The organism is Bacillus sp. CBEL-1 (genome assembly GCF_004348885.1).
Taxonomy (GTDB): Bacteria; Bacillota; Bacilli; order Bacillales; family Bacillaceae_H; genus Priestia; species Priestia aryabhattai_A.
In genome coordinates this window covers 111,538-133,898 of sequence record NZ_SBIM01000003.1, presented here as the reverse complement: position 1 = coordinate 133,898, position 22,361 = coordinate 111,538, and the positions used below count along the sequence as shown (strand labels likewise).

Here is a 22,361-nt window from a genome sequence, read left to right as displayed (position 1 = left end):
CAGTTGTAACAAAGAAAAACTTGTTTATTTTCTTCATAAAAAAGGAACACTACACTATACAATCATTTGGGTAGGTGTTTTAATGAATCTAGAAAAAAAATTCGTTTGTCAAACGGAATATGACGTTTTAAAAGAAGTAATTGTTTGTCCTCCTACATATATGGAAATTAAAGAAGTCATTAATGAAACACAAAAGCACTATGCTGGAGAAAATATTGATGAAAACAAAGCTAGTAAGCAGCATAAAACATTTGTACAGTATCTTCGTACACAAGGTATTAACGTTATTGAGCTAAAAGCAGACAAAAGGTTTCCAGAACAAGTGTTTACACGAGATATTGGATATGTTCTTGGCGACGTAATTCTTGTTTCTAAAATGGGCAGCGATATTCGTGAAGGTGAAGAAGCCTATTTGACAGAATGGTTAAACAATCATCACTTGCCTTATTATCAAGTAAGGGATGACTCAATTGAAGGCGGCGATGTAATTATTAACGGAGAGGATATTTATATTGGCGTAAGTAGTAGAACGACTATTGAGGCTACCAAGCAGGTTCAGGCAAAGCTTCCTCACATGAACGTTATACCAGTTCCTATTAAAGAGGGATATTTACACTTAGACTGTGTTTTTAATATTATTTCTAAAACAGAAGCGTTAATTTATCCCGATGCTCTTGATAAAAAGGAAATCGCTTTATTAAATGAACGATTTGATTTAATTGAAGTAACGGAAGAAGAGCAGTTTACATTGGGGACGAACGTATTTTCAATTGGAAATAAAACGGTCATTAGTTTACCTGTAAATAATCAAGTGAATGAAACGCTTCGCAAAAGAGGGTTTGAAGTGGTTGAAATTGATATTTCGGAGATTATTAAATCAGGAGGATCATTTCGATGCTGTACGTTACCTCTTCAAAGAGAAGCAAAGAAATAGGATTACAGAGAAGAGAAACCGGGAAAAAATAAGTTGAAAAGTTATGAAATGGGGGATTCAATGCAAGGCATCATTGGTTTTGTAAAAAAACTAATAACTGAGATTAAAAAGGATAATGCTACGGGACTTGCAGCAGAGCAAGCATATTACTACATGCTTTCGCTGTTTCCGATGCTCATTTTGCTTTTGTCAATAATACCATATTTATCTATTGATACAAACGATGCGATAAGCGTATTAGAAAGCGTTATGCCAGGTGAAACAGCAGATATATTTAAAGAAAATGTCGTTCAGTTTATCAATAACCCAAACGGTGGCTTGTTGACAATTGGTATTTTAGGGACAATTTGGTCAGCATCAAATGGAATGAACGCATTTATGCGAGCGATGAATGAAGCGTATAATGTAAAAGAAACTCGTTCATTTATAAAAGTGCGTGGTTTATCAATACTCCTAACAATTGGATTAATTGTAACACTTGTAATGGCACTTATTTTACCTGTTTTTGGGGGTGTTATTTTAAAAGGGTTAGTAAGCTGGGGGTTGCCAGCTAGCTTTGGGGCGTTTTTAAGCGTTTTAAGGTGGATTATAGGTATAACAATTACGATTGCTGTATTATCTATGTTATACCGGCTAGCACCTAATAAGAAGTTTCCTCTTGCACATGTATGGCCTGGTGCTGTGGCAGCAACGCTTCTGTGGCAGTTTACGTCTCTTGGTTTTTCATTTTATGTAAGTAATTTCGGTAACTACTCAGCTACTTATGGAAGTTTAGGAGGCGTAATCGTGTTAATGCTATGGTTATTCTTAACCGGTTTAATCCTAGTTGTTGGCGGTGAAATTAACGCGATATATCATCGAGATCGAACAATACCTCCTGTTACAAAAAATGACCAAATAGCGGTGGATTAGGAAAAGACGGCTTCTTATTGGAAGCCGTCTTTTTTTACTACTCTTTTACATGTATCAACTGTATATAAAAATGCTGCTTGTTTATAAGCAATATCATTTTTAATAGCAGCCTGGGTTTCCGATAACTGATTCGATTGGTATTGGATAGAAGAAATACCATGTTGAATAGTCTCGTTTGCTATTGTAATTTGGTCCATAGTTGGCGTTATCTCCTTTTTAAAAGTGATAATGCGATAAATGAAAAAACAAGTAGACACAATTATAAGTGCAAGGCTTAAGTAGATAATAACCAAATTCTTCAACTCCTTAAGTAAAAGTGATCTTATGAATAAATTACCCTCATCTCCTGTTTTTAAACGAGGAGTAGGTATGGAGCTTAATCTCAATACGCAAATATTACTTCCTCTTTATGTTTGGAATTATTTTCTTGTTTTTGTTGATTCAAAAAAGACTAAAATGGTACAATAGACTTATAAAATATGATAGAACGTTGTTTTAACAGGTTTTATTGAGAACAAATAAGGTGATTTTTTTGAACGACAGAAAGCATGTAGGAAAACTTATTCAAAATTTAAGAAATATAGCCAATTTATCTCAAGAAGAGCTTTCGAGCGGAATATGTTCTAAAGAAGAACTTGATTTGTATGAAGCAGGAGCAGAAGCAATTCCAGGTGACATTTTGTATAAAATATCAAAGCGGCTAGGCGTAACCATGAATTATTTTTTTGAAGTAGGAGAGCTAACTCCTAACGATTATTCTAAAGAAATTAAAGAGACCATTCGTTATTATATTCGTAAAAGAAATTATGAAATGGTGTTGCATGTAGTAAACAAGGAAAAGGAAAACCCAATGTTTCAAGATCCGTTTCATGCTCAGTTTTTTTTATGGCATGAAGCGATTTGTGACTATTATATTCATCATTCTTTTCCAACAGCTCTAGAAAAATTAGAGCGAGCTATTTCGTTTACTCGAACTAGTGAGCATTTTTATTCTGAAAAAGAAATAGCAATTTTAAATAGTATTGCTATTATTTACGAGGAAGAAGGACATTTAAAAAAAGCATTTAGTACGTATATGGAAGCTCTTCAACATATTACGCTTCTTCCAAAGTTAAAAGATCCGCTTGTAAAAATTCGCATTCTCTATGGGCTTTCAAAAGCGCTGTGTGAAATGAAACGTTATGAAAAATCAATTAAGTATGGGAAGCTTGGTTTAGAACTTTGTGTAAAGCATGAAACTCTATATTTATTAGGTGAGCTACATTACCAAGTAGGTGAGTCCTTATATAAAATTGGCAAAGATGAAGAAGGGTTATCCTATCTCCAAAAATCGATACACGTATTTGAAATTGAAGAAAACAAACGCTTTGTTTCGTTAGTTAAGCAAGAGATACAGTTATTACAAAACGAAATACAAGAATTGTAGGAAATGAAAAGAACCTAGAGATGTTTTAGGTTCTTTTTTTGATTGAAAATGAAAAATAAGTAAAAATAACTAGGTCATGGAAACGTTTCTTATCAAACTGATATTCGAATGCTATTTTATTAAAATAATGGTTTATCTTCTTGTTGATGGTGGAAATCCTGATTGATTGTTCATTTGATTAATTCATCGAATAAGCTAATACTTTCGTAGAATTTTAGATTTTTTTGTGTTTAGTCAGAATATATGACAAAAGCAAGGGTACAAGGATGGTTTTTTTACATAGAATCCGAAAAAATAAAAACGATACAAATGACTCTTGTTTTCCCTTTTTGTTTCCAAAAAGTAGGTATATTAACAATGCATAAAGAGATGTTTACAAATAAATCGAAAAATTTACAACTTATTAAAATCTTTTCTGCTATACTATTTTTTGAACAGTCTACTAATCTACTTGAAAGGTGAATGATACATGAAAAAGGGTAAACACAACAAAGCAAAGAAAATATTATCAACCTCTCTGGCGCTATCATTATTATCAATGCCTATTGTAACAACTACTGTATCCGCTTCTAGTAATCATGAGAACCACCAGAATTCATCCGCAAAAAAAGAGAAGCATTCAGGGAAAAAAGATTCAATTGTCAAAATGCGCTTAATGGAAACAACTGATATTCATACGAATCTATTAAATTATGATTATTACAAAGATGCTCCTTATGAAAAAGTAGGATTAGTGAAGACGGCTTCGCTTGTTAAGCAAGCGCGCAGCGAAGTGAAAAACAGTTTATTAGTTGATAATGGTGACTTAATTCAAGGCACACCGTTAGGTACATATAAAGCAACGGTAAAGCCGCTTAAAAAAGGTGAAGTTCATCCCGTTTTTAAAGCAATGAACGAAATGGATTACGATGTTGCAACTCTAGGAAACCATGAATTTAACTACGGCTTAGATTATTTGGAAGAAGCTTATAATGACGCTGAATTCCCTTATATCAATGCCAATGTATATATTGATGACCATGATAACAATCCTGACAATGATAAAAATAAATTTACACCTTATAAAATTGTAAATAAAAAAGTTGTAGATGAAAATGGAAAAAAACATGTTATCAAAGTAGGTTTTATTGGTTTTGTTCCTCCACAAATTAACGAGTGGGATAAAGCAAAGTTAGACGGTAAGGTAATTACGAAAGACATTGTAGAAACAGCGAATAAGTTTGTACCAGAAATGAAGAAAAAAGGAGCAGATGTTGTCATTGCTCTAGCTCATTCTGGGTTTAGCGGCAACAAAAATAACTCTGAAGATACGATTTATGCGCTAAGTGAAGTACAAGGTATTGATGCGATTACATTCTCTCATACGCATAAAGTATTTCCAGCAAAAACAGAAGCAGCGCTTGATGGCTTATTTTTAGATGCAAATAAAAAGCCGCTTCCAGGCGTAGATAATGCAAAAGGAACAATCAACGGTGTGCCAGCGGTACAAGCTGGTTATGGCGGAGGTTCTCTAGGGTTAATTGACCTGTCTTTAGAAAAGAAAAAGGGCAAGTGGTCCGTTGTAAACTCCCAGTCTTCAACAAGAGAGATCTATAAAGATGTAAAAGATCCACAAACAGGAAAAACTGTAACGCAAAGCACGGTAGAATCCGACAAAAAGATTTTAAAAGCAATTCAAAAAGATCATATGGATACAGTAAATTATGTAAATACGCCGATTGGTAAAACAACGGATGATATTCACAGCTACTTTGCGCTTGTTCAAGACGACCCGTCTATTCAAGTTGTCACAAACGCTCAAAAATGGTACGCAGAAAAATATATTGCTGATAACAACCCTGAATATAAAGACCTTCCAATTCTATCAGTGGGTGCACCGTTTAAAGCTGGTCGAAACGGAGTAGATGAATTTACAGAGATCAAAAAAGGCGACTTAACTATTCGCAGCGCAGGCGATTTATATTTGTATGATAATACGTTAAAAGCAGTTAAAGTAAAAGGTTCAGTTGTAAAAGAATGGATTGAAATGTCAGCTGGGAAATTTAATCAAATTACGCCTGGGAAATCGGAAGAGCAGCAGCTTTTAAACCCGTCATTCCCTGTATATAACTTCGACGTAATTGATGGTGTTCAGTATCAAATTGATGTAACGAAGCCAGCTAAATACGATGGAAATGGTAACGTAATTAATGCGAACTCAAGTCGCGTTACGAACTTAACGTATGACGGTAAGCCAATTGATTTAAACCAAGAGTTTATCGTTGTAACAAATAACTATCGTGCAAGTGGAGGCGGAAACTTCCCAGGTCTGAAAGGCAGTGAGCTAGTTGTAGATTCGGCAGATGAAAATCGCCAAATCTTAATGGATTATATTACAGAACAAAAAGAAATTACGCCAACTGCTGACAACAATTGGTCTATTGCGCCGATTAAAGGAGAAGCGAATGTTACCTTTACATCGTCTCCAAAAGGAGAAAGCTATGTAAAAGAAGGTAGCAACATTTCTTACACAAATAAAACAAATGACCAAGGATTTGGAATCTTCAAACTGAACCTAAGCGGTGGAACTTCAACAGATCCGGTTAAGGTTCAACTATTAGGAATGAACGACCTTCACGGTCAGTTAGATACGGATACAAAATTAACCCTAAACGGACAAAGTGTTCTTGCCGGTAGCATGGAGTACACAGCAGCAGCAATCAAACAGCGTGAAAAAGAAAATGAAAACACGCTTTTAGTTCATTCAGGGGATATGATTGGTGGAAGTCCACTTATTTCAGCTTTGTTCCAAGATGAGCCAACGGTTGAAGTAATGGAGGCAATGGGCTTTGATGTAGGTACGCTTGGAAACCATGAATTTGATGAGGGAATTGCTGAGTTACACCGCATGATAAAAGGTGGCGATCATCCAAAAGGCAATCCAGGATACGATGGCATGAACTTCCCAGTTGTAGCAGCAAACGCGTATGATACCTCAACAAATAAGCTAATTACCGAGCCTTACGCAGTTAAAGAAGTAGGGGGCCAAAAAATTGGTTTCATTGGAGTTGTAACGCAAGAAACTCCTTCGATGATTGTTCAAAAAGGAAATGAAACGTTAAAAATCACTGATGAAGCAACAGCAATTAACAAGTATACAAAAGAGTTAAAAGACCAAGGTGTAAAGGCAATTGTTGTACTAGCTCATAACCCATCTGTGCAAAACGGACGAGCAGATGCGTTTGATGCTGCCGATATTGCAGAAAAAGTCGATGATGAAGTAGATGTGATTTTTGCTGCTCATAACCATGCAAAAGTTAATCAAGTTGTTGATAATAAATTAATTGTTCAAGCGTATTCATACGGTTCTGCGTTTTCTGATGTAGATGTTGAAATAGACCCTACTACAGGAGATATTAGTAAAAAACAAGCAGAAATTGTAACTGTATACCAAAAGGATTATACGCCAGACCCTGCGGTTTCAAGTGTTTTAAAGAAGTATGAAGAAAAAACAGCACCAATCAAAGCAGAAGTTGTTGGTGAATCATTAACAACATTACCTAAAGGATACCCGACAAACGGTGAAGTGGGAGACGTTGCGTTAGGCAATTTACTAGCTGATGGAATGAAGTACGCAATGGATTCTGATTTCGCTTTAATGAATGGTGGCGGTGTGCGTGCTCAGCTTGATGCCGGTGAAGTAACGTTTGGTGACTTGTTCTCTATTCAACCGTTTGGAAATGTCCTAAACAAAGTCACCCTTTCAGGCGCTGATCTTGAAACGGTATTAAATAATCAAATTGCAGCTTCTGGACTCGATTTTCATGTTGCGGGCTTCCATTACACATGGGATCCAGCTACGCTAAAAGTAGTTGATTTAACATTACCTGATGGAACGCCACTGGATTCAACAAAAGAGTATACAGTTGTTGTAAATAACTATATGTACGGAAATGCAAAGTACGGAATTGGCGAGCTGTCTAAGAATATGGAAGTTGGACCGGAAGATTTAGAAGCTACAATCGCTTATGTAAAGACGCTTCAACAACCGTTTGATTACAAAGTAGAAGGTCGCATCAAGCAAGCAGTTGTAGGTGTTAACGGTCAGCAAGTAGAGTTAAAGAAAGCTCAATAATAAGATGTTTTATGTAAAAGGAACGTTCAATTGTGAACGTTCTTTTTATTATATAAGCGAGCTTATTTCGCTACGTTCAATGAATATTCCATAATGATAGGTGCTGATGCACAAGTGAGCAGAAGAATAATCCCTAATAGGGACGAGTGTAAAAAAATACGAACACAGATTTATTAATTAAGTTAAAAACTTAAAAAAATTAATTAAGTTAAGTTTTTTTCTGGTTTTCCTTATTTTTTTTCGCTATAATTAGCTCATATAAAAGTAAAAGGAGGGTATTTCGGTGTATCAAGAGCAACGCATGAGTGCGATTGTTGAATATCTTCATAAACACCGTACCATTACGTTAGAAGAAATTTGCGATATGTTCACCGTTTCAAAAGATACGGCGAGACGTGATTTAGTGAAGCTTGAAGAAAACGGTAAGGTTATGAGGGTAAAAGGTGGGGCGACGCTGTCGTCAAGTCATATTATAAATTATAGTGAACGAACACCTACAAAAGCGAAAGAACAAATTGCTAAAGAAGCGGCCTCATTTATTTCTGAGGGGTATGACGTGCTCTTAGATACATCTTCGACCATTGCATTGATGGCAAAATACATGGATGTAAAGCACGTTACTGTTATTACAAATTCAATTGATAATATTCATTTTTTGGATCAGTATACGGCGTGTGACACGTTTTTACTGCCCGGAAAGTTCAATGGTAAAAGTCGTAACGTTACGGGGCCAAGAACCATTTCTACTTTACAAGAATACAAAGTAGATCAGCTGTTTTTAGGTACGTGCGGTGTCGGTGCAGATGGTATTACATCTCCAAGTGAAGAAGAATCTTTTTTAAAAAGACAGATGATTCAAAGTGCAAGACAAGTAATTATGCTTGCGGAACATAAGAAATTTGAACGTGAATTTTTACACCGAGTATGTGATATTAGCGATATTGATGTCTTAATTACGAATAAAGAGCCGGAAGCAGATATAAAAGAAAAAATAGAACAAAATCAGGTGCAGCTTATCGTAACAGATTTTAATAAAGGAGACGAAACAAGATGAAAAAAATAAAAGTAGGACTAGTAGGATACGGATTCTCAGCAACAGTCTTTCATACTCCTCTTTTAAGCGTATTGGAAGAATTTCAGATTTCAAAAGTTATGAGTTCAAATCCTGAAAAAGTAAAAGGTGACTTAGAAGACGTTGAGGTGGTAGGGACTCTATCCGAACTTTTAGAGGATGACAGCATTGATTTAGTTATTATTACAACACCTAGTGGCGTGCATTATAAAATGGTTAAAGACGCACTGCTTGCGGGTAAGCATGTAATTGTTGAAAAGCCGATGGTTATATCGGAAAAAGAAGCAAATGAATTAATTCAATTAGCGAAAGAACAAAATGTTAAATTAAGCGTTTATCATAACCGCAGATGGGATAATGACTATCTAACTGTTAAACAACTGATTGAACAAGGAAAATTAGGCGATGTTAAGATGTATGAGGCTCACTTCGATCGCTATCGTCCGGCTGTTCGAGATCGCTGGAGAGAAAACGAAGGGCCTGGGTCAGGAGCTCTTTATGATTTAGGCTCTCATTTAATTGACCAAGCCTTAGATCTTTTTGGAATGCCTGACTTTGTTCAAGGAGATGTGTTTGGTCAGCGCGACGGCGCACGCACCGATGATTACTTCCATTTAGTGCTTGGATATGGGTCCCGTCGCGTTATTTTGCACTCAAGTGCCATTGTGCCAAGCAACGGTCCGCGCTTTCAAGTTCATGGAACAAAAGCAACCTACATTAAATACGGTATAGATGGCCAAGAAGAGTTGCTAAGGTCTGGTAAGAAGCCTGAGGACGATACGTGGGGAGCAGACAATCCTGAAAATTACGGAAAATTGACAACAGGTGAAGGCGAGGAAAAACAAATTAAAACCCTCCACGGATCTTATCTTACTTATTATAAAAAAATAGCTGACAGTTTACTTCGAGGAAATGAGCTTCCCGTTTCAGCAGAGGAAGCACGTGATGTGATTAAAGTGATTGAAGCGGCATTTGAAAGTAATAAAGAAAAACGAGCTGTCTATTTTAACGAAGGGGCGAAAAAACGTTGACTGACCATTCGGTAGAGAAACTGCTTGAAAAAGTAGTTCGGCAAGAAAAAGAATTAGTTCTTCAGCAATTTACAAATGACCAGGCTTTGCAGATAGGAACTGCAATCATTGATACAGCCAAAAGCAAGGGAAAAGCAGTCACGGTAAACATTAAACGAAATGGTCAAACTTTGTTTCATCATGCAATGGAAGGTGCCATTCCCGATCACGAAGAATGGATTAAGCGAAAGTCAAATGTTGTTCTTCGTCATCATCACAGCTCATATTATATGAAACTATACTGTGAGTTAAAAGACCGTTCCTATGCACAATTTTATGCAGCTGATCCTCAGGAGTTTGAAGCGGTAGGCGGGTCTTTTCCTATATCGATTAAAAATGTTGGTGTAGTTGGAAGTGTGACAGTATCAGGGATGTCACAAGAAGAAGATCATGCACTTGTGGCGGGCACAATTCGAAACTTTCTTTAGTAGTTCGGGGATCGAGATATTGGTATGTTAAACAGTTACCTATCCGAACGATTGAGAGATACCTCTTAATCGTTCGGATTTTTTGTTGATTTGAAAACTAATAAAAAATAAATGATGATAAATCACGCATTCTATTAACCTCTTTTAACTGACCTTTAAACTGCAAAGTATAAAATAAGAAAAAATAACAGGAATACTTTGAAAAGAAAAGTATATGCTTTAAATTATTTGAACTCATGTAACAAAATGTCTACACTAAACACTGAGGTAAATTAAGTGAGGAGAACGTGGACAATTTATGAAGTTAATTTCGTGGAACGTAAATGGTATTCGCGCTTGTGTGCGAAAAGGGTTTTTAGATTATTTTCAAGAAGTCAATGCTGATGTATTTTGTATTCAAGAGACGAAGCTGCAGGAAGGACAAATCGATTTGCAGCTAGAAGGTTACTATCAGTATTGGAACTATGCTATAAAAAAAGGGTACTCTGGAACGGCTGTCTTTACTAAGCAGAAGCCTTTATCTGTTTCATACGGTGTTGATCAAGACTCTGAAGAAGAAGGGCGTATCGTCACCCTTGAGTTTGAACACTGCTATGTGGTAAATGTGTACACACCAAATTCGAAAAGAGATTTAAAGCGACTTAACGAACGGCTTCAATGGGAAGATAATTTACGTGCGTACGTAAAAAGATTAAATGCTCATAAAGCCATAATTCTTTGTGGGGATTTGAACGTAGCGCATGCAGAGATTGATTTACGCAACCCTAAATCGAATCGTGGGAATTCCGGTTTTACAAAAGAAGAACGAGAAAAAATGACGCAATTATTAGCAGAAGGATTTGTTGATTCGTTTCGGTATCTTCATCCAAATAAAGAAGGGATGTATACATGGTGGTCGTATATGAGTACGGTGAGAGAACGAAACATTGGATGGCGCATTGACTATTTTCTAGTTTCAGAGCAGTTGAAAAGTCGATTAAAACGCGCAGATATTCACTCTCATATTTTTGGAAGTGATCATTGCCCTATATTGCTTGAGCTTAATTAAGGAGGAATATACATGACAACCTATCGAAATCGAAAAGATGTACCAGTTCAAGAAACGTGGAATTTAGCTGATATTTACCCAAATATAGAGGAATGGTATGCTCAGTATAATCTTATTGACCAAAAGGTTTCAGAGCTAGAAGACTTTAACGGGAGAATCTCAAACGCTGAAGAGCTGTACCAGTTTCTAAGTTTAAAGGAAGAAATAACCTATGAATATAGCAAGCTATATGTGTATGCGTTTTTACAACATGACTTAGATACACGAGTTTCAACTTCTCAAGCACTTCTAGATAAAGCTAGGCACTTAGGCCAAAAAATAAGCAGCGCCACTTCATTCTTTATGCCATTTTTATTATCACTAGATGAATCTACGCTTACATCCTACATAAACGAAGTAAAAGAATTAACTTATTTCGAGGATTCGTTACTTGAGTCGTACAGATACAAAAGGCATGTGTTAAGTAAGGAGCAAGAAGAGATTTTATCGAAAATGGGAGATGCGCTAGGCTCTCCTCGTCAAACATTTGGCATGATCAATAATGCTGACATTCGATTTGGTGACGTAACGAATGACTCTGGTGAAAAGGTCACATTAACAAGAGGGATGTATAGCAAATTAATTGAGGATAAAAACAGGGAGAAGAGAAAAGAAGCATTCCAAGCATATTATAAGCCATACATGCATTTACAACATACAATCGCTTCAACGTTAAGCTCAGCAATTAAAAATACGAAAACAACATCTGAAATTAGGCAGTATCCATCTACTTTAGAAAGAGCGCTGTTTTCGGATAACGTTCCAAAAGAGGTATATGAGAACTTAATTCAAACGACAAAAGCACATATTCAGCCGTTGCATGACTATATGGATATTCGAAAAAAAGAGCTTGGCTTACAAGAGCTTCATCAATATGACTTAAGTATCCCCTTAGTGAAAAACCAAAAGCTAACGATTTCATATGATAAAGCATATGAAACAATGTTGGAGAGCTTGTACCCACTCGGCGAAGAATATGTCAATACACTAAAGAGCTTTAAAGAAAAACGATATATTGATGTAAGAGAAACACCAGGGAAACGTTCCGGAGCCTATAACTTAGGTTTATACGGCGTTCATCCATTCGTTTTATTGAATCATCAAGATGATTTATCCAGCTTATTTACGCTCACTCATGAAATGGGTCATGCGATGCATAGCTATTATTCAAATCAATATCAGCCACAAATTAAAGCTGGGTATTCAATCTTCGTAGCAGAAGTAGCATCGACTGTTAATGAAGTTCTTTTAATTCGTTATCTCATTGACCGAGCTAAAACAGAAGAAGAGAAAAAGTACTTAGTGAATCATTTTATTGATCAATTTAAAGGTACCTTCTTCACACAAGTAATGTTTGCTGAGTTTGAACAAATTACGCATGAAAAAGCGCAGAAACAAGAGTCGTTAAATGCTGAAGTATTTAGTGATGTATACGGGGACTTAATGAAACAATATTATGGGCCAAGTCTCGTAGCAGATGAAGAAACTAAGTTTGGGTGGGCTAGAATTCCTCACTTTTACCGTCCATTTTATGTGTATAAGTATGCGACTGGGTTCGTATCAGCTATTGATATTGCAGACCGTCTCATTAAAAAAGAAGAAGGAGCAAAGGAAGCATATCTACAATTTTTGCAAAGCGGAAGCTCGGATTATCCGCTTGAACTATTAAAGTCTACCAACGTCGATCTTTTAAAACCAGATGCCATTACCAATGCGATGTCCGTCTTTGCAGAGTTAGTTAAGCAGTTAGCGAAATAATTGATAAAAAGAGGCTGAAACATAAGTAGTCCAGCTAATGATAAACCTGAACGGTTGAGAGCTCCTCGCTTGTAATCGTTCAGGTTTTTGGTTATGGAGAAAAAACAGTTTGAAAACAGGGTGGAATGGAGCATAGGACACTCCACTCCTGAGGGAACACCCAGCTCACGAGGAAGCTCAAGGCTCCTGGCCGTAGCGTAGCGGAACGCACTTGTCCAGATAACGTAAAGAGATGAGCAAAGGAGCGTTCGTCTTTTTGGTAATTTGTTTTGTTATGGCTACCTTCTTTATCTTTATTTGAAAAAATTTCGAATGTCGAAAAAAATAGGTGAAAAGGATAGTGCATGTAGTTCAAAAGTGTGTTAAGATACGATTTGGTTGAAAAAGGATATCGGTAAAGAGGGTGAGGATATGACCGCTGTTGAGGTCAAAAAGGGTTCTGGAGAAAAGCTAAATCTCTTCTTTTTAACATGGCCTATTTTTTTAGAAGTTTTTCTTTTTATGCTGATGGGAATTGCCGATACGTTTATGCTAAGTGCGCTTTCCGATGACGCAGTATCAGGAGTAGGGGCAGCAAATCAATACCTACATATTGCTATTTTGATTTTGGAGGTAATTGGTAATGGTGCGGCGATTGTAGTTGCTCAGTACATCGGTTCCAAGCGCTATATGGAAGCTGCAAGAATATCTGCTTTAGCTGTTACCATGAATTTAATTGTTGGGTTAGTCATTAGCGGTTTCTTTTTACTATCTGCACGCAGTATGATGGCGGCCATGAACTTGCAAGGTGAAGTGTTGAGCTATGCACAAAGCTACTTAGCGATTGTTGGTGGAGCAATTTTCTTACAGGCAATTATTAATTCGCTAGCAGCTATAATCCGTGTTCATGGTTTTACAAAGCAAGCTATGTTTGTGTCTCTTGGTATGAATTTATTCCATATCGTTGGAAACTATCTATTAATCTTTGGAAAGTTCGGATTTCCGGAAATGGGCGTTCAAGGGGCTGCTATCTCAACAGTTGTCAGTCGTTTACTTGCACTAATTGTTTTCTTTTGGTTGCTATATCAAGTAATGGAGTACAAAGTAAAGGTTCAATATTATTTATCTCTATCCAAAGAATATGTAGGGAAAATATTAAAGATTGGACTTCCATCAGCATTTGAACAAGTGATGTACCAAGGTTGTCAAATTGTCTTTTTATATTATGCAACGTACCTTGGTTCAGAATCGTTAGCAGCTAGGCAATACGCTACTAATATTTCAATGTTCATTTACTTGTTTGCTATTGCTATTGGGATTGGAACGTCCATTATCGTAGGTCGATTAGTAGGTGGAAACGAAAAAGATGAAGCCTATACGCGCGTCTGGCACAGCGTAAAGTGGGCTGTCGGCGTTACGCTTGGAATGGTAGTGCTTGTCATTTCGTTTCGAACAAAACTAATGAGTTTATTTACAGATAATGAACAAATCATCACACTAGGAGCTACTGTCTTAATGCTAAGCATTGTCTTGGAAACAGGGCGAACAATGAATATTGTTTTAATCAATTCTCTACGTGCAGCTGGTGATGCTAAATACCCGCTATTTATCGGCTTATTTTCAATGGTACTCATGAGCTTACCACTGGGTTACTTTTTTGTGTTCCATTTAGATATGGGTCTAGCTGGCATTTGGTTAGCGATTGCTGCAGACGAGTGGACGCGAGCGGTAATCATGTTCTTTCGATGGAAAAGCAGAGCGTGGGAAAATCATGCACTTGTTACTCATGAGCAGACAGAGCCTGTTCAAGCATAAAAACCTTAAAGAATCTTTCTTTAAGGTTTTTTCGTGTGGAGAAAAGTTATACATCAGTAAAAACGTTAATATGATAGTGTCATAGAGCTTGACCACAATAGGGAAGTAGGTGGAGGCATGGGAGCGTTTTTAACAGATCTTTTAGAGCTACTAACTAGCTTTGGGTACATCGGTATTGCATTAGGGTTAATGGTTGAAATAATCCCGAGTGAGGTTGTATTAGCTTACGGTGGTTACATGGTAACGAAAGGAACGATTACATTTTGGGGAGCAGTTATTGCTGGAATAATTGGTGGCACGATTGCTCAATGGTTTTTATATTGGATTGGAGCTTATGGTGGACGTCCGTTTTTACAAAAGTATGGAAAGTACTTATTTATTCGTGAAAAGCACCTAGACGTTTCAGAAAAGTGGTTTAGAGAGTATGGGACGGGAATTGTATTTAGCGCCCGGTTTGTACCCGTAGTTAGGCATGCTATTTCCATTCCAGCTGGCATTGCAAAAATGTCGTTTTGGAAATTTACGTTCTTAACTATTTTAGCAATGATTCCTTGGTCCATGCTGTTTATCTATTTAGGCATTCAGCTGAAAGAAAACTGGATCAATATTGAAGAAATTGCTACTAACTATACGATTCCTTTTATTGTCTTTGCGTTTGTAGGCATCGTTTTGTATTTCGTTTTTAAAAAGCCTGCTCCTTCTCAAAAGTAAAAAGAGAAGCCAATTAGTTGTTCTTATGTAGAAGGTAGTGCTATGATGCCTATACGTAAGGAGTGATATAATGATAAATGAAGTATGGCTAAACGACAAAGAGTTTGTAGTTCGACATTTTCAAGAAAAGGAAGAACAAGAAAAACGCTATATTACATTTGAATTTGACGTAACAAGTGAAGCGTATCATGATGTTACAACTTTATTATATAAAAATAAATTTTATGTTCGTATTCCGGCCAAAAAGGAGTCTTTTGTGGCTGTCATTCACACATACTTTACATCAGTTACAAACTTATACAAGGAAAATCAAATAGGAACGTTTACCTTAACTCTTGCTGAGGAGCAACCTAGATGAAGCTTAGCATACTCGATCAATCACCAATAAGAATAGGTCAAGAACCTCAACATGCGCTAGTTGAATCTGTGGAGCTTGCAAAAGCAGCAGATAGACTGGGATATACGCGTTATTGGATGTCTGAGCATCATGATTTAAAGGGATTAGCAAGCTCTGCGCCCGAAGTCATGCTTAGCTATATTGGTGCACAAACAAAGAGAATTCGTCTTGGCTCTGGAGCCGTTTTGTTACCATATTACAAACCGTATAAAGTAGCGGAAGTGTACAATACACTTTCAACGATGCTTCCGGGTCGCATTGACGTTGGCTTAGGTAGAGCGCCAGGAGGCGGAACGGACGTAATGACGACTCTTTCAGATAACTTTCTACAGCAAGCGTTTAATATGCCTGCTTTAGTAGAAGAGTTACTTCATTTTCTACAGTATAAAGAAAGAGTTGATACCACTACCTTAAAAGCAGCTCCTTTACCTTTGGTTCCGCCTGTACCGTGGATTCTTGGAACAAGCAAAAAGAGCGCATTATTAGCAGCTAAGTACGGCATGCCGTATGCATTTGGACAATTTATGAGCGCTAAAGACCCAGGAGAGGTTTTACACGAGTACCGCATGAACTTTCAGCCTCATCAAGCACAGCATCACCCAAAAGCTTTGTTGACTGTATCTGTTATTTGTGCAGAAACAGATGAAAAGGCCAAAGAACTTGCCCTTAGCGCGATAGCCTGGAATATTCAAAGTGAAAGAGGAGAGAATAAAGCGGGCCTTCTGCCGATTCGAGAAGCAAAGGACTATATCGATAAATTGAAAGATAGTCAGGTTAAAGCAGAGATTGAAAAGAAAATACTGATTGGTTCGCCAAGGACAATCAAGCATAAGCTTAAATCTATGCAGGATGCTTATCAAGTTGATGAGTTTATGATTGTTACATTCATTCCATCTCTTGAAGAGCGGCTTCAGTCTTATACATTGCTAGCTAATGAAATAATTAACAAAAAAACTTCCTGATAAAGGAAGTTTTTTTGTGAGGAAAATTAGTTATTTGCTAAAAATAATGGATTACTATTGAATTTTCATAGATATTATTGTATAAATATTTATATTGTTGTTTATTTATTCATAACTTAATGAAAGTAAATAGATAAGGATTAGCGGAAAGGAAGGGAGAGAATAATGGCTTACATAACAACAAATCGATTGCCTGCGTTTCATCAATTTGCATATCTTCATGAAGTGAGTGGCTTAAAGAAAAGTAAAAAAGCAAGCTATACGAAAGAGCAGCTTTACGAAGCAGTGTGCAATAGCTTTTATACTTTTTCCATTTATGATGATAATCAATTAATTGCGTTTGGTCGAATGATTTCAGATGGTATATATCAAGCTTTAATTTGTGACGTGATGGTAGACCCAAGTTATCAAAAAAAAGGGTTAGGAAAACAGATTATTAACGGACTTATAAGTAAATGTAATGAAAGAGGAATTGAATCCATTCAACTTTTTGCTGTAAAAGGGAAAGGGCAGTTTTATAAAAAACTTGGGTTCCAAGAGCGGGATGCAGAAGCACCTGGCATGTCGTTAGTACAATAATAAAAAGGTAGGCGAAAGCCTACCTTTTTATTATTGTACAGCATCGAATTTATTTACTTTCCATGTAGATCCTGATTTATAGAATGTGACGGTACGTTTTACAGTACCACCTTCCACGTCAGGAACAGTGAATTCGTAAGAGCGTACATCAGAACGTTGATATGTTAATTTTACTTTAGCCTTATTCCACTCTAGCATGTTGCCACCATCACCAACTGGACGAGCCAATTTACCGTTGTGTGTAATAAAACCGTATTTTGATAGTCCTGCATTAATTGCGCTATTTGTATAAACTCCACTTAAGTAAGAAGTAACTTTTTGTTTTGTATCAAATTCGTTGCAAACATAAGAATAATAAGTGCCTTTATAAGTAAATGCTTTTTGTGTACAAGCTTTTTGTTTGTATCCGTGTAAAGTATTCCAATAGCGAGCATTTGCATCCGCTGCAATTTTAATAGCTTGGTTATTTGATAGGGTTGCTGACGTTGTTGCGGCTGTAGCACCTGCAGTCATTGTAAAGAAAAGAGCCATTGTCATTAGAACTAGTTTAAATTTTTTCATTGTGATTCTCCCTCCTAAATGAATCATCTTTTATGTAACACTCATGTTGCTTTTGTTACAGTTATGTTACATTTATATTACAACATAATTCGAAAAAAGAAAAGAGTTTTCCCGAATTATGTTTATTTTTCCCTTTATATTTTAAAACAAACCTGAAGTTACGAAATGATTGCGACAAGTTTTGAATGTAGTTTGTTAAATGATATGGCTGTGGTAAGATAGGTATGTCTAGATTACACTGAAGGAGAGAGCGTAATGGGTTATTTGTTTGGAGCAACTATCTTTTTAATTATTGCTGTTGTTGTTGGGTTTCTAGTAACGGTTGTGAGTATTGCAAGACGAAATAAAAATGAAGGATCTAAATAAAAGCAAAAGTCATTTTAAAGTGACTTTTGTTTTTTTATGTATATATAAATACGACTCTCTTAGCTCACACCCCTTTGTAAAAAAAGAACTAGTTTTGTCATCTTTATGTCGTTTTATTGGAGATTCAAAGAGAGGTGTTTATTGATCTGTATGTAGTATAAAGGTTTAGCTATGAACATTTGTTATAAGTCAGGCAAGAAATCATTAATTATAAATTACGAAGAGGAAAAACAGTGTTTTTGTATAATTTGTTATAAAGTAAGAGTTTGCTAGGAGTTCTACCATAAAAGGAGATTTGCATCGATGCTTATGTCATAATAATGGATATTCATTTTCGACATCAAGTATTTTCCACATCATTCATTTTAAAAGAAACGAAGGAGTGGTTGCTTTGCAAAGACAAAAATTAGTAATAAACGGTAAACGGTTAAAACAAGAGCTTGAAGCATTTGCTGAGTATGGAAAAACAGCTCATAACGGCGTTACAAGGCTATCTCTATCTAAGGAAGATCGACTGGTACGTGATTATTTCTGTGAATGCTGTAAGAAGTTAGGCATGACGGTTAAAATTGATGATATGGGATCTATCTATGCAACTTTACAGGGAGTTGAAGATAAGCCACCTATTGTCATGGGTTCTCATCTCGATACGGTAAAAAAAGGTGGCCGCTTCGATGGCGTACTAGGAGTGGTTGCAGGGTTAGAGCTTGTAAGAACTCTTGTAGAGAACAACGTTAAGCCGAAAGTTCCTATTATGATTGTGAATTTTACAAACGAGGAGGGAGCTAGATTTGAACCTTCAATGATGGCTTCAGGGGTTTTGTCTGGAAAATTTGATAAACAGACCATGTTGAAGAAACAAGATGTGGAAGGAACAACCTTTGAGCAAGCTTTAGCAGCAAGTGGTTATGAAGGCGATATTACAAATCGCTTAACAGAAGCTTCTGCATTTTTGGAGCTACATATTGAACAAGGACCTGTATTGGAAAGCGAAAACCTCTCAATTGGAGTAGTGGAGTGCGTTCTTGGGATGGTTTGCTATGAAATTAAAATTACAGGTGAATCAGATCACGCAGGTACTACACCAATGAAAATGAGAAAAGATGCGCTTTTTGCCACTAATACAATTATCCAAAAAGCACGTGAAAAACTAAGCCAAATAGATGAAGAACTCGTCTTTACGATAGGACGTCTGAACGTTTTACCAAATATTCATACCGTCATTCCAAATCAAGTTGTTTTTACCATTGAAGCTAGGCATAAGGATATGAATATTCTTGGAGAAGTAGAAGAAATAATTAAAAACCTATCTTCTCTAGCAGCAGCGGAAGGCTGTATGATGCAAGCAACAAAACAATGGGGACGAGATACCGTATGGTTTGATGAGAAAGTATGTGGAGTTATTGAGAAAGCAACGCAAAACCTAACGTATTCGTACAAACGAATGGTAAGCGGAGCGGGTCACGATGCGCAATTTATTGCTAGCTATATACCGACGGGGATGATTTTTGTACCAAGCTTGAATGGGAAAAGTCATTGCGAGGAAGAGTTTACTGATTGGAAGCAGTGTGAACAAGGCGTAAATGTATTATTAGAATCGGTGATGCAGCTACTAGAATAGAAGGAAAAGAGAGCTAACTCAAAGTTAGTTCTCTTTTTTTAATGAAGACTGCTCAACGTTTAGCTCAATTAAATTCCCATCAGGATCTGCGCAAAAGATTTGGGCAAAGCCGCTTTTACTCTTTCGTTTGTCAAGGATCTCGATTCCTTTAGAGGTTAAATGACGAAACGTCTTATCATAATCAGCAACTCGAAGAGCAAAGTGACCTTCACGACTGCTTAGCTTTGTTGTTCCACGCAAGGTTTGAGCAGTAGGAAAAGCAATCAAGTGGATTTGTTGATTTCCAACTTTGTACCAAGCTCCTTCAAAATCAAAATTCGGACGCTCAATCTCCTGTAATCCTAAAACATCTCCATAAAAATGTTTAGCTTTTTCAACATCTGTTACGGCTATGCTTACATGATGTATGGCTTCATATGTAATCATGATAAATTCCTCATTTCTCAAGAGTTATTATGTAAAACGATATCATAAAAACAAATAGATGACTACAAGCGAATGCATACTGAGGATAAACTTGTACACAATGAAAAAGTACAAAAGAAGGGAGTGCATGAAATGGATATGGAAATGCAAGGTAGTCCATCTACTGAGCGATTTATTCCAGTAACATCTGTAGCTAATGGCAAAGGAGTGGAGGTAGCTCCTGATATTTATAGTTATACCACCCAGATTGTAAACGTTTGCTTTTTGGGCAACCCGGAACATGAGAATGAATTTGTGTTAGTGGATGCAGGAATGCCAGATTCGGCTCCGATGATTTTAAAGGCAATTGAAGACCGGTTCGGTGTGGGTGCTCAGCCCAAGGCAATCGTTTTGACACATGCTCATTTCGATCATATTGGCTCTATTATTGACCTAGTTGATAAGTGGAACGTTCCTGTCTATGCTCACGAGTTGGAAATGCCTTATTTGACAGGTCAAAAAAATTATCCACTACCGGATAGTACAGTAGAGGGGGGGGCTTGTAGCCAAATTATCTCCTCTATTTCCTACTGAAGCTATTAATCTAGGAATGCATGTTCAAGCTCTTCCAAAAGACGGCTCAATTCCCAGTCTATCTAATTGGAAGTGGATTCACACACCAGGTCACACGCCAGGGCATATTTCGTTGTTTCGACATCAAGACCAGGCTTTAATTGCTGGAGATGCGTTTGTTACAACAAAGCAAGAGTACCTTTTAGATGTTTTAAAGCAAGAGCTAGAAATTAGTGGACCACCTCGCTATTTAACTACGGACTGGTCAGCGGCAAGGCTGTCTGTTGAAAAGCTTCACTCATTACAACCAAAATTAGCAGTAACGGGTCATGGACAACCAGTTTCGGAAACATGGCTAGCTGAAAACCTGTTGATGTTAGTAAAAGATTTTGATCGAATTGCAATTCCTGACCATGGTCGTTATGTTGAAGAATAATGAAAACAAAAAAAGCGGATTTATGTTGGGGTCCGCTTTCTTTTTGTGTAGGAAAATTAACAACAAGTAATCAAGAAAACTCTACAGCGCTTTGTGCTTCTTTTAAGTGCTTTAAATGCTCTTCTGCTTTTTTTAACTCATTGCTATCTATCCCTTGGCTCTTTAACGTGATAATGTGTTGTTGAGCAATAGCTAGTTGGTTTTGTGCTTTTTGAAACTGTTCAGGAACAGCGTTCATTTGAAATTGATACACAGCATGTTCTGCCATTTGTAAGCTTTTTTCTATACTAGTAAAATCAGTCATTTATCGCTTCATCTCCATCTTTAAACTGTTAACTTTAAGATGTACGAATTTCATTTACTTTAAACGACCTGCGTTACTATTATTAAATTTTATGTTAATAGTGCATAAGCCTGAATGCCGAAATATATGCCAAAACCAACTAATGACACCCCAGAAACAATCGATATAAGCGTTAATAATTTTAAACTTAAGTATCTTCGGAAGGTACTGGATAAAGCAGCCATTGTGATATCCCATATCAGGATACCAACAAAGATTGCACAGCTAGAAATCATTAACTCTTGAACTGTAGATGTAGCCGCTGTTTTAGCCAATACAGACCCGTATATACCTAGCCAGAACAAAATTGTTAACGGATTAGTAAGAGAAAGCAAAAAGCCAGAAGCAAAGCATTTTAATACGGACTCTCCGCTTGTTTTTCTTGTCTCTGTGATGGTTTTTGCCGTTACTAAACCTTCAATACCCGTATAAATTAACACGAAGCAACCGAAAGAAAAAAGCAGCGTTTTCATAAATTCACTATTTAATAGGTGAACGGAGCCGAAATAAACCACCATCATATATAAAGCATCTACTAAGGTAGCCCCAATACCTAAGAACCAAGCGTGTAAAAAGCCGTGCTTAATGCCTTTATCTAGCTGGGCAGCATTAATTGGTCCAATTGGTGCTGCCAATGAAAGCCCCAAAATTATGTAGCTGAAAAAAGACCCCAACATCATTACCCCCTTATTTACCTTTGGATGTTCATGTGGACTACACTAAATTTATGCAGCTATAGTGGCTTGTACAACAAATTTCTTCATAAAACACATCTTTTTTACTCTAAAAGATGTATAAACTTCTAGTTCCTC

20 protein-coding genes and 1 pseudogene are annotated in these 22,361 nt (G+C 36.8%); 16 read left to right on the top strand and 5 right to left on the bottom strand.

Annotation, left to right across the window (positions count from 1 at the left end):
- Positions 1 to 82: 82 nt before the first annotated feature.
- Together EPL02_RS00860 and EPL02_RS00855 are read left to right on the top strand one after the other, a co-directional pair.
- Positions 83 to 934: a dimethylarginine dimethylaminohydrolase family protein gene (locus tag EPL02_RS00860; RefSeq protein WP_094909950.1), complete on the top strand. Its 852-nt coding sequence runs from the start codon at positions 83 to 85 to the stop codon at positions 932 to 934.
- A gap of 60 nt (positions 935 to 994) precedes the next feature.
- Positions 995 to 1,846, top strand: coding sequence for a YihY/virulence factor BrkB family protein (locus EPL02_RS00855; RefSeq protein WP_131887130.1), 852 nt, complete (start codon positions 995 to 997; stop codon positions 1,844 to 1,846).
- 14 nt (positions 1,847 to 1,860) lie between these two features.
- Here the strand turns inward: EPL02_RS00855 and EPL02_RS00850 are convergent, their stop codons facing one another.
- The gene (locus EPL02_RS00850) at positions 1,861 to 2,043 is read right to left on the bottom strand and encodes a hypothetical protein (protein WP_131886802.1); all 183 of its coding nucleotides are present in this window, start codon (positions 2,041 to 2,043) and stop codon (positions 1,861 to 1,863) included.
- A 335-nt stretch (positions 2,044 to 2,378) separates the two neighbouring features.
- On the opposite strand from EPL02_RS00850, the gene EPL02_RS00845 reads away from it, so the two are divergent.
- The 12 genes from EPL02_RS00845 to EPL02_RS00790 all read left to right on the top strand — a co-directional run bounded on the left by EPL02_RS00845 (position 2,379) and on the right by EPL02_RS00790 (position 17,244).
- Positions 2,379 to 3,272 carry a helix-turn-helix domain-containing protein gene (locus tag EPL02_RS00845; protein WP_131886801.1) on the top strand — a complete coding sequence of 298 codons (894 nt, stop codon included), beginning with the start codon at positions 2,379 to 2,381 and terminating at the stop codon, positions 3,270 to 3,272.
- A 469-nt stretch (positions 3,273 to 3,741) separates the two neighbouring features.
- Positions 3,742 to 7,386, top strand: a complete 3,645-nt coding sequence (locus tag EPL02_RS00840) for a bifunctional 2',3'-cyclic-nucleotide 2'-phosphodiesterase/3'-nucleotidase (RefSeq protein WP_094909954.1) — start codon at positions 3,742 to 3,744, stop codon at positions 7,384 to 7,386.
- Positions 7,387 to 7,669: 283 nt separating this feature from the next.
- Entirely contained in the window at positions 7,670 to 8,440 is a 771-nt protein-coding gene (locus tag EPL02_RS00835) for a DeoR/GlpR family DNA-binding transcription regulator (protein ID WP_094909955.1), read from the top strand.
- A complete protein-coding gene (locus EPL02_RS00830) occupies positions 8,437 to 9,489 on the top strand; it encodes an oxidoreductase (protein WP_094909956.1) in 1,053 nt (350 codons plus the stop codon). Before EPL02_RS00835 ends, EPL02_RS00830 begins: the two co-directional genes overlap by 4 nt.
- Positions 9,486 to 9,956: a heme-degrading domain-containing protein gene (locus tag EPL02_RS00825; protein WP_094909957.1), complete on the top strand. Its 471-nt coding sequence runs from the start codon at positions 9,486 to 9,488 to the stop codon at positions 9,954 to 9,956. The genes EPL02_RS00830 and EPL02_RS00825 overlap by 4 nt, the downstream gene beginning before the upstream one ends.
- A 298-nt stretch (positions 9,957 to 10,254) precedes the next feature.
- Positions 10,255 to 11,004 carry an exodeoxyribonuclease III gene (locus tag EPL02_RS00820; RefSeq protein WP_131886800.1) on the top strand — a complete coding sequence of 250 codons (750 nt, stop codon included), beginning with the start codon at positions 10,255 to 10,257 and terminating at the stop codon, positions 11,002 to 11,004.
- A gap of 12 nt (positions 11,005 to 11,016) precedes the next feature.
- A complete protein-coding gene (gene pepF, locus EPL02_RS00815) occupies positions 11,017 to 12,801 on the top strand; it encodes an oligoendopeptidase F (RefSeq protein ID WP_094909967.1) in 1,785 nt (594 codons plus the stop codon).
- A 411-nt stretch (positions 12,802 to 13,212) separates the two neighbouring features.
- Positions 13,213 to 14,595: an MATE family efflux transporter gene (locus tag EPL02_RS00810; RefSeq protein WP_131886799.1), complete on the top strand. Its 1,383-nt coding sequence runs from the start codon at positions 13,213 to 13,215 to the stop codon at positions 14,593 to 14,595.
- 117 nt (positions 14,596 to 14,712) lie between these two features.
- Complete coding sequence (gene uptA / locus EPL02_RS00805) at positions 14,713 to 15,306, top strand: undecaprenyl phosphate transporter UptA (protein ID WP_131886798.1); 594 nt, start codon at positions 14,713 to 14,715, stop codon at positions 15,304 to 15,306.
- A gap of 70 nt (positions 15,307 to 15,376) precedes the next feature.
- Positions 15,377 to 15,664 (top strand): DUF3219 family protein, encoded by a 288-nt coding sequence (locus EPL02_RS00800; RefSeq protein ID WP_094909969.1) that lies wholly within the window; start codon positions 15,377 to 15,379, stop codon positions 15,662 to 15,664.
- Entirely contained in the window at positions 15,661 to 16,665 is a 1,005-nt protein-coding gene (locus EPL02_RS00795; RefSeq protein WP_131886797.1) for an LLM class flavin-dependent oxidoreductase, read from the top strand. Before EPL02_RS00800 ends, EPL02_RS00795 begins: the two co-directional genes overlap by 4 nt.
- A 165-nt stretch (positions 16,666 to 16,830) precedes the next feature.
- Positions 16,831 to 17,244, top strand: a complete 414-nt coding sequence (locus EPL02_RS00790; protein ID WP_094909971.1) for a GNAT family N-acetyltransferase — start codon at positions 16,831 to 16,833, stop codon at positions 17,242 to 17,244.
- Between the two features lie 30 nt (positions 17,245 to 17,274).
- Here the strand turns inward: EPL02_RS00790 and EPL02_RS00785 are convergent, their stop codons facing one another.
- Positions 17,275 to 17,805, bottom strand: coding sequence for an IseA DL-endopeptidase inhibitor family protein (locus EPL02_RS00785; RefSeq protein WP_094909972.1), 531 nt, complete (start codon positions 17,803 to 17,805; stop codon positions 17,275 to 17,277).
- 757 nt (positions 17,806 to 18,562) lie between these two features.
- Here EPL02_RS00785 and EPL02_RS00780 point away from each other — a divergent pair.
- On the top strand, positions 18,563 to 19,792 hold the full coding sequence (locus tag EPL02_RS00780) for a Zn-dependent hydrolase (RefSeq protein WP_131886796.1): 1,230 nt from the start codon (positions 18,563 to 18,565) through the stop codon (positions 19,790 to 19,792).
- A 24-nt stretch (positions 19,793 to 19,816) separates the two neighbouring features.
- Here the strand turns inward: EPL02_RS00780 and EPL02_RS00775 are convergent, their stop codons facing one another.
- Positions 19,817 to 20,218 carry a VOC family protein gene (locus EPL02_RS00775; RefSeq protein WP_131886795.1) on the bottom strand — a complete coding sequence of 134 codons (402 nt, stop codon included), beginning with the start codon at positions 20,216 to 20,218 and terminating at the stop codon, positions 19,817 to 19,819.
- 132 nt (positions 20,219 to 20,350) lie between these two features.
- Here EPL02_RS00775 and EPL02_RS00770 point away from each other — a divergent pair.
- A pseudogene (locus EPL02_RS00770) lies at positions 20,351 to 21,206 on the top strand (MBL fold metallo-hydrolase).
- Positions 21,207 to 21,276: 70 nt separating this feature from the next.
- On the opposite strand, the gene EPL02_RS00765 reads toward EPL02_RS00770, so the two are convergent.
- On the bottom strand, positions 21,277 to 21,510 hold the full coding sequence (locus EPL02_RS00765; RefSeq protein WP_094909976.1) for a hypothetical protein: 234 nt from the start codon (positions 21,508 to 21,510) through the stop codon (positions 21,277 to 21,279).
- Positions 21,511 to 21,599: 89 nt separating this feature from the next.
- Entirely contained in the window at positions 21,600 to 22,223 is a 624-nt protein-coding gene (locus EPL02_RS00760; RefSeq protein ID WP_094909977.1) for a LysE family transporter, read from the bottom strand.
- Positions 22,224 to 22,361 lie beyond the last annotated feature (138 nt).

Coding starts and splice junctions, on each gene's coding strand:
- EPL02_RS00860 (WP_094909950.1), top strand. CDS start 83: ATGAATCTAGAAAAAAAATTCGTTTGTCAAACGGAATATGACGTTTTA.
- EPL02_RS00855 (WP_131887130.1), top strand. CDS start 995: ATGCAAGGCATCATTGGTTTTGTAAAAAAACTAATAACTGAGATTAAA.
- EPL02_RS00850 (WP_131886802.1), bottom strand. CDS start 2,043: ATGGACCAAATTACAATAGCAAACGAGACTATTCAACATGGTATTTCT.
- EPL02_RS00840 (WP_094909954.1), top strand. CDS start 3,742: ATGAAAAAGGGTAAACACAACAAAGCAAAGAAAATATTATCAACCTCT.
- EPL02_RS00830 (WP_094909956.1), top strand. CDS start 8,437: ATGAAAAAAATAAAAGTAGGACTAGTAGGATACGGATTCTCAGCAACA.
- EPL02_RS00820 (WP_131886800.1), top strand. CDS start 10,255: ATGAAGTTAATTTCGTGGAACGTAAATGGTATTCGCGCTTGTGTGCGA.
- pepF (WP_094909967.1), top strand. CDS start 11,017: ATGACAACCTATCGAAATCGAAAAGATGTACCAGTTCAAGAAACGTGG.
- EPL02_RS00810 (WP_131886799.1), top strand. CDS start 13,213: ATGACCGCTGTTGAGGTCAAAAAGGGTTCTGGAGAAAAGCTAAATCTC.
- uptA (WP_131886798.1), top strand. CDS start 14,713: ATGGGAGCGTTTTTAACAGATCTTTTAGAGCTACTAACTAGCTTTGGG.
- EPL02_RS00800 (WP_094909969.1), top strand. CDS start 15,377: ATGATAAATGAAGTATGGCTAAACGACAAAGAGTTTGTAGTTCGACAT.
- EPL02_RS00795 (WP_131886797.1), top strand. CDS start 15,661: ATGAAGCTTAGCATACTCGATCAATCACCAATAAGAATAGGTCAAGAA.
- EPL02_RS00790 (WP_094909971.1), top strand. CDS start 16,831: ATGGCTTACATAACAACAAATCGATTGCCTGCGTTTCATCAATTTGCA.
- EPL02_RS00785 (WP_094909972.1), bottom strand. CDS start 17,805: ATGAAAAAATTTAAACTAGTTCTAATGACAATGGCTCTTTTCTTTACA.
- EPL02_RS00775 (WP_131886795.1), bottom strand. CDS start 20,218: ATGATTACATATGAAGCCATACATCATGTAAGCATAGCCGTAACAGAT.
- EPL02_RS00765 (WP_094909976.1), bottom strand. CDS start 21,510: ATGACTGATTTTACTAGTATAGAAAAAAGCTTACAAATGGCAGAACAT.